This window comes from Stenotrophomonas sp. STEN021, assembly GCF_056760175.1.
This window is the reverse complement of sequence record NZ_JBRREH010000141.1, coordinates 1-5,399: the sequence shown is the minus strand read 5'-3', so window position 1 is coordinate 5,399 and position 5,399 is coordinate 1. Positions and strand designations below refer to the sequence as shown.

General features: G+C 63.0%; 7 protein-coding genes. 2 read left to right on the top strand and 5 right to left on the bottom strand.

The window, feature by feature from the left end; all coding sequences use genetic code 11:
• Positions 1–138: 138 nt before the first annotated feature.
• From ACVOL0_RS19920 to ACVOL0_RS19900, 5 genes are all read right to left on the bottom strand, one after another.
• A complete protein-coding gene (locus ACVOL0_RS19920; protein ID WP_282273345.1) occupies positions 139–387 on the bottom strand; it encodes a hypothetical protein in 249 nt (82 codons plus the stop codon).
• Positions 388–393: 6 nt separating this feature from the next.
• A complete protein-coding gene (locus ACVOL0_RS19915; protein WP_481550558.1) occupies positions 394–795 on the bottom strand; it encodes an OsmC family protein in 402 nt (133 codons plus the stop codon).
• Between the two features lie 104 nt (positions 796–899).
• Positions 900–2,288 (bottom strand): DUF2867 domain-containing protein, encoded by a 1,389-nt coding sequence (locus ACVOL0_RS19910; protein ID WP_481550557.1) that lies wholly within the window; start codon positions 2,286–2,288, stop codon positions 900–902.
• Between the two features lie 17 nt (positions 2,289–2,305).
• Positions 2,306–2,632: a metalloregulator ArsR/SmtB family transcription factor gene (locus ACVOL0_RS19905; RefSeq protein ID WP_481550556.1), complete on the bottom strand. Its 327-nt coding sequence runs from the start codon at positions 2,630–2,632 to the stop codon at positions 2,306–2,308.
• Positions 2,633–2,841: 209 nt separating this feature from the next.
• Complete coding sequence (locus tag ACVOL0_RS19900) at positions 2,842–3,744, bottom strand: peptidylprolyl isomerase (protein ID WP_481550555.1); 903 nt, start codon at positions 3,742–3,744, stop codon at positions 2,842–2,844.
• Between the two features lie 153 nt (positions 3,745–3,897).
• Between ACVOL0_RS19900 and ACVOL0_RS19895 the strand changes: the two genes are divergently transcribed.
• Together ACVOL0_RS19895 and ACVOL0_RS19890 are read left to right on the top strand one after the other, a co-directional pair.
• The gene (locus ACVOL0_RS19895; protein ID WP_481550554.1) at positions 3,898–4,260 is read left to right on the top strand and encodes a PadR family transcriptional regulator; all 363 of its coding nucleotides are present in this window, start codon (positions 3,898–3,900) and stop codon (positions 4,258–4,260) included.
• A complete protein-coding gene (locus tag ACVOL0_RS19890; RefSeq protein WP_481550553.1) occupies positions 4,260–5,255 on the top strand; it encodes a sensor domain-containing protein in 996 nt (331 codons plus the stop codon). Before ACVOL0_RS19895 ends, ACVOL0_RS19890 begins: the two co-directional genes overlap by 1 nt.
• The last annotated feature ends 144 nt before the right edge of the window (positions 5,256–5,399 follow it).

Sequence of the window (5,399 nt, the reverse complement as noted above, 5' to 3'; positions counted from 1 at the left end):
GGGGGGGGGCCCCCCCCAGTTCTATTTGTCTTTGGGTGGGGTGGGGCCGCGGGCCCGCTGTTTCTGGTGGTGTTTCTTCTCCGGCGCGGGTCCCCCCCCCCCCCCCCGCTCCTACAAACAGCCCACGCACATCAAGCATCAGCCGTGCAGATGCAGCTCCGGAATCCGCTTCTCGTGCGCGGCAAACAGGTCCTGGAACTCTTCTTCGTTGAACTCATCGGGCAGATAGACCGCCACCTGGCTGCTGACGCCGTTGGCATCCACACGCTCACGCGGGCCAGCCCGCAAGGACACTTCGCGATCCTTGAAGGTAGTGACCCACGGCGTCTCGTCCCATTGGGTCACTTCGGCGTTGTCTGCATCCCAGATAACAACAATCGTAAACATGGCGTCTCAACTCTTCAGGGCGCGGTATTCGCTGGTGATGGTTGCACCTTCGCCCATCACTTTGGTGACCGGTGTGCGGGTGGCTACGTCCAGTAGTCGCTCCCATTGTTCCTCGGTCAACGCGCCGGTAGCGGAAAGAATGCGGTGCACCTGCAGCTTACCGGCTTCATCGCGGCTGGAGGTTAGCTCGGCGTTGAACTCACCCAGCTCCCAGCCTTTTTTCTCCGCATACATCCGCAAGGTAATCGCAGTGCAGGCGGCCAGCGATGCCAGATACAGGTCGAACGGCGCCATGCCTGCGTCCTGCCCACCCAGCCGGGCAGGCTCATCGGCAACAAGCTGGTGGACGCCGTTGCTGATGCGATGGGCGTAGTTGCTTCCCGTTGATTCAATGGTGACGTGGGCCATGGCAGCCTCCTTCAGGACGAAACGTCAAACTACTGCGATACAGGCAGCTCCGGTAGTCGCCGTTTACTGCCTGCATCGTCCCATCGGCTGAACGATGCCGCCGTTCACATCGTCACGATGGCCGCGGCGCCGGCAGGGAGGGCTGTTGCGGCCTCCTCAAGCAGGCAATTGACGGCGGTCTTCAACATCTTCGGTGCGATGAAATGACGATGCACCGGGTCCACCGCGGCCATGTACAGGTGCCCGAAGGGATTGCGGCAATACACCCGCGTGGAAAGGCTGAAGGTGATCAGCTCGCCGTCGCGCTGCACCGTGACGCTGGAGCGGAATTGAAGGTGACGATCATCGGCGCCGAGCAGCACCTGCGCCGCGTTGGTACTGCTGGACATGGCCAGCACCGGGAAGCGCTGGGCAAAGCGTTGTGTCGGCGCATCGCTCAATAGCGACGATACCGGGCAGCCCAGTGAGGAGGTGCGCAGTCGCAACGGCCGCGCCAATAGATTCCGCAACCGCATCAGGCCGCTGACGCTGCCGGCGGGTTGTTGGATGAAGGCGGTGAGCAGCGCTGCCAGTAGTTGTTCCGGATTGCTGCCGCCGAGCCAGCGCGGATTGATTTGAACCTCCACGTGGTCCTGATGGTGGTGACGCGGCAGTTGCTTGGCCAGCAGCGAGTTCGGCGGCAGTTGATGGCTGCTGTGTGTTTCCAGGGCGGGCAGTCGCTGCGAACGGATACCGCTGCGTGGGCGGAGTTGCACCAGCAGTTGGCGTACCTGCCCTGCATGACGACGCAGTTGCGCACAGGCCCAGGCTTGCCGCGGCTGTGGGTCGAAGCTGAGGACGCTGGTCCACACCTGCGCCTGTTGTGTGTGCTGCTGCAGTACTGCCGGCATCAGTTCAGTGAGGCTGGCGAGGTCGGCTTCGCCGCGCATGACCTGTGCCTGTTGTGCGGTGTCCAGCGCGCCTGCGGTTTCATCGGGATGGCAGGAAACCGCGAACAGGGCCGGGTGCCTGCCATTGCCGCGCAGCGGCTCGAACCGGTGCCAGGTGTTGGCGACCATGCGCACCGTGAACAGGCAATCGGCGGGAATCTCGACGTGACGCAGGGCGTGCTGGATATCCTGCGGTGTGTCGCAGGCCGAACCGGCGGCGATGAAACGCAGACGGGCACCACCGCTGCCGCTGATCGCAGTGAATACACGCGGTGCAGCATGACGATGGAATGGATGACCATGGCGGCCCACCGAGAACGTGTAAAGCGCGGCGTTGTCGCCGGCAGCCAGGTCGGGAGCTGAAAGCCGCGCGGAGGGCTCGTCCAGCGCATCGTTGAAATGTGCATGCTGGGCCTGGCGTGCACCTGCCGCGGTTGCGACTGCATCTCCAGCACCTACATCGAGCTGGGTCAGCAGTGTGACTTCCGCGGCACGGCTGCCATCACTGGCAGTGATCGAGACCTGCGGAAAGCTGCTTTGGTTGGGAGTGCGACTGCGTTCCATGCGATGCCTCGTGGTAGTCAGCTGGCGGGTTTTGCCTTGGTCCTGACGGCGCGACGTGATTCGCGTTGCAGCGGGCCTGCTGTTGGGCAGACCTCGAAGGCAAAGCGACTCAAGGTGTTGACCATGTTGTCGGGGGTAAGCCGGTAAAAAACGAACTGGCCGCGGCGCTCGCTCTGGACCAGTCCGGCAGCGGCGAGAACCGAGAGGTGGCGCGATATGGCCGGCGCGCTCATCTCGAAACGCTGGCCGATTTCCCCTGCGGTGAGTTCCTGTGCCGACAGATAGGCCAGGATCTCCCGGCGCGGGCGTGAGGCAAGGGCTTCGAATATCTGGTCGGCGGGCATGAGTAATCAATTAACTAATTCGTTAATTAATTAAGCGCCTGATTGCCATGGCATGTCAAGCAGCCGTACCTGTAGTGCCGAGCCTTGCTCGGCAGGGGCGTTCCCAACCAAACCAACAGACACACATCCATTGCCGAGCCATGCTCGGCAATGGATGTTCCCGGTAAGGCATCTGCCGAGCATGGCTCGGCACTACATGGTTCGCTCTTTTACCGGATGCGCACCGGCAACGGGATGTTGCACAGGTCGATATGGCCTGCGGCGCGCTTGTAGAAACCGTCCACGCGGTTGCGACGCGCTTCCACCGCATCGGCGAAGGTCTTCGAATCGGTACGCAACACCTGCAGGTTTACCCGCTGCGCTTCCGGCAGTTCGCTGGCCAGGGTGATGGCCTTGATCTGCGTACGCTGTGCCGGATCGTCGTAGAAGCCCATCGGGTCGGGGCCGCGCTTGATCGTGCTGAGCAGTTCCATGCCCTTGAGCACGCGACCGACCAGGGTGATGTTGCGGTCCAGCTGGCGCGGCGATTGGCCGGTGACCACATAGAGCTCCGCGCCGACGCTGCTGTCCTCATCGTTGTTGCGGCCGGCACCGAGCGCGCCATAGCAATGCGCCAACCAGGCGTTCTTGCCATCACTACCGACCGCGAAATCGCCAACGAAGCCGGTCCTGGCGGCCCAACCATCGCGGTCGGGCAGGGGGGTGAAGGCCAGCCCTTCCAGCGGGCGCTGGAACTCCGCAGGCAGATGGGTCTTGGCACTGCCCATCGACTTGGCCTTGGCCGTATCGTCGGCATCAGCGTCGCCGAACTGGACCACGAAGTTGTCCTGCGAACGGTAGATGCTCAGCCCGTCCCAGAAGTGCTCCCTGGCCATCGTGCGGATGTTGCCAGCGTGCTCGGGAGCGAACTGCGGGGCCAACTCGATGATGACGCGGCCACCTTCCACATCCATGTACAGCGTGTTCTCGGCTGCAGGGGTGTGCCAGTCGCTGGCCGGGGCGGCATCGATGATCTCCTGCGCGCTGCGGTACTTGGCGGGGGCGTCGGCCGCCAGCAGCGGCAGCGGGGACAGCGACAGAGCCAGCGCAAGCAGGCAGGGACGTAGCGTCATCGGGCGCATTCCAGTTGGGTGTGCCCAGATTCTGCGCGATTGCCTGCGCTGCCCGCCAGCCTTATGACCGAGGTGGGGGTGACTACCGGCATATTCACTATAGCGAACTAAGTACTAGTATCTGCTTCACGCTAGTCGGCAGGAGTGAAGGCCATGACTGAGTTGGATGCCCATCTGCGCAAGTTCCAGAAGGAATTGAGCACAGGCACGGTGTCGCTGGCCTTGCTGGCGGTGCTGGCCAAGGCACCGGAGCCGCTGTACGGCTATCTGATCGCCAAGGAGCTGGAGCGGGTTGGCGACGGGGTGCTCAGTGGCAAGCAGAGCGCCTTGTACCCGGTGCTGCGCAACCTGGAAGGCGCGGGCCTGCTGGAAAGCCATGTGGAGCCATCGGTGGCTGGACCGCCGCGGCGCTACTACCGCATCAATGACGATGGCCGCGCCGCATTGCGGCAATGGGTCGCCGCCTGGAATGCCACCCGCGACTCGGTCGAGTCCGTACTGGAAGGAGTCAACTGATGAACACCGAATACACCGTGCGAGCGCTGCCGACGACGATTCCCGAATATCTGGATCAGCTGCGTGCCGCATTGAGTGGTGCCGATCCGGCGATGATCCAGGACGCGTTGTACGACGCCGAGGAGTATCTGCGCTCGGAGCTGGCCGAGCAGCCGGGCAAGAGCGAAGCCGAGGTGATTGCCGGTGTCGCCAGCAGTTATGGTGCGCCTGAAGAAGTTGCAGAGATCTACCGCGAGACCGAAGTGACGGTGAATCGTGCCCTGCGTACACCAGGGCCGGCGGCACCTGCCATGCCGGCGGTTGCGGCGGCAGTCGAGGGCGTTGCATCGGCGGCTGAACCGAATGTGGCAGCGCCGGTTCGCAAGGCTGCGCCGCGCTCCTTGTTGGCTCGGTTCTTCGGCGTGGCGATGGACCCGCACACCTATGGCGCGCTGTTCTACATGCTGTTGTCGCTGGCCACCGGTATCTTCTTCTTTACCTGGGTGGTCTCCGGTTTGTCGCTGTCGGTATCGCTGTTGATCGTGATTATCGGTATTCCGGTCCTGCTGCTGTTCCTGGGCTCGGTGCGCGTGTTGTCGTTGGTTGAAGGGCGCATCATCGAAACCATGCTGGGCGTGCGCATGCCGCGTCGTCCGACCTATACCGACCGCAGCCAGGGTTGGATGCAGCGCATCGGCGCGATGTTCTCGGACAGCCGCACGTGGTTGACGATGCTGTATTTCCTGCTGATGTTGCCGCTGGGCATTCTGTACTTCACCGTGGCGACGACCCTGCTGACGACGTCGTTGGCCTTGGTGTTTGCACCGGTTGCGCGCCTGTTCACCACTGAAGCGGTGGCCGTATGGATCAATGGAGTGAACGTTGCCAATGCATTCTGGTTATGGCCGGCGTCGGTGGGAGCAGGCGTGCTGCTGTTGTTCGGCACCCTGCATCTGGCACGCGGCATCGGCAAGTTGCACGGCGCAATGGCCAAGCATCTGCTGGTGCGGCTGTAAGCTGGGAGGAGTGAGGGAATGCAGACGAGGGCGCCACCCGCGCCCGCGTTTTTTTATTTGCGCGCCCCACGACGCAGCGGGCCCACGCAAGCAAAAACAAGAAGAGCCAACAGAGGGCCCGACAACCCCACACAATGTAAGGGG

Coding starts and splice junctions, on each gene's coding strand:
- ACVOL0_RS19910 (WP_481550557.1), bottom strand. CDS start 2,288: ATGGAACGCAGTCGCACTCCCAACCAAAGCAGCTTTCCGCAGGTCTCG.
- ACVOL0_RS19920 (WP_282273345.1), bottom strand. CDS start 387: ATGTTTACGATTGTTGTTATCTGGGATGCAGACAACGCCGAAGTGACC.
- ACVOL0_RS19900 (WP_481550555.1), bottom strand. CDS start 3,744: ATGACGCTACGTCCCTGCCTGCTTGCGCTGGCTCTGTCGCTGTCCCCG.
- ACVOL0_RS19905 (WP_481550556.1), bottom strand. CDS start 2,632: ATGCCCGCCGACCAGATATTCGAAGCCCTTGCCTCACGCCCGCGCCGG.
- ACVOL0_RS19890 (WP_481550553.1), top strand. CDS start 4,260: ATGAACACCGAATACACCGTGCGAGCGCTGCCGACGACGATTCCCGAA.
- ACVOL0_RS19895 (WP_481550554.1), top strand. CDS start 3,898: ATGACTGAGTTGGATGCCCATCTGCGCAAGTTCCAGAAGGAATTGAGC.
- ACVOL0_RS19915 (WP_481550558.1), bottom strand. CDS start 795: ATGGCCCACGTCACCATTGAATCAACGGGAAGCAACTACGCCCATCGC.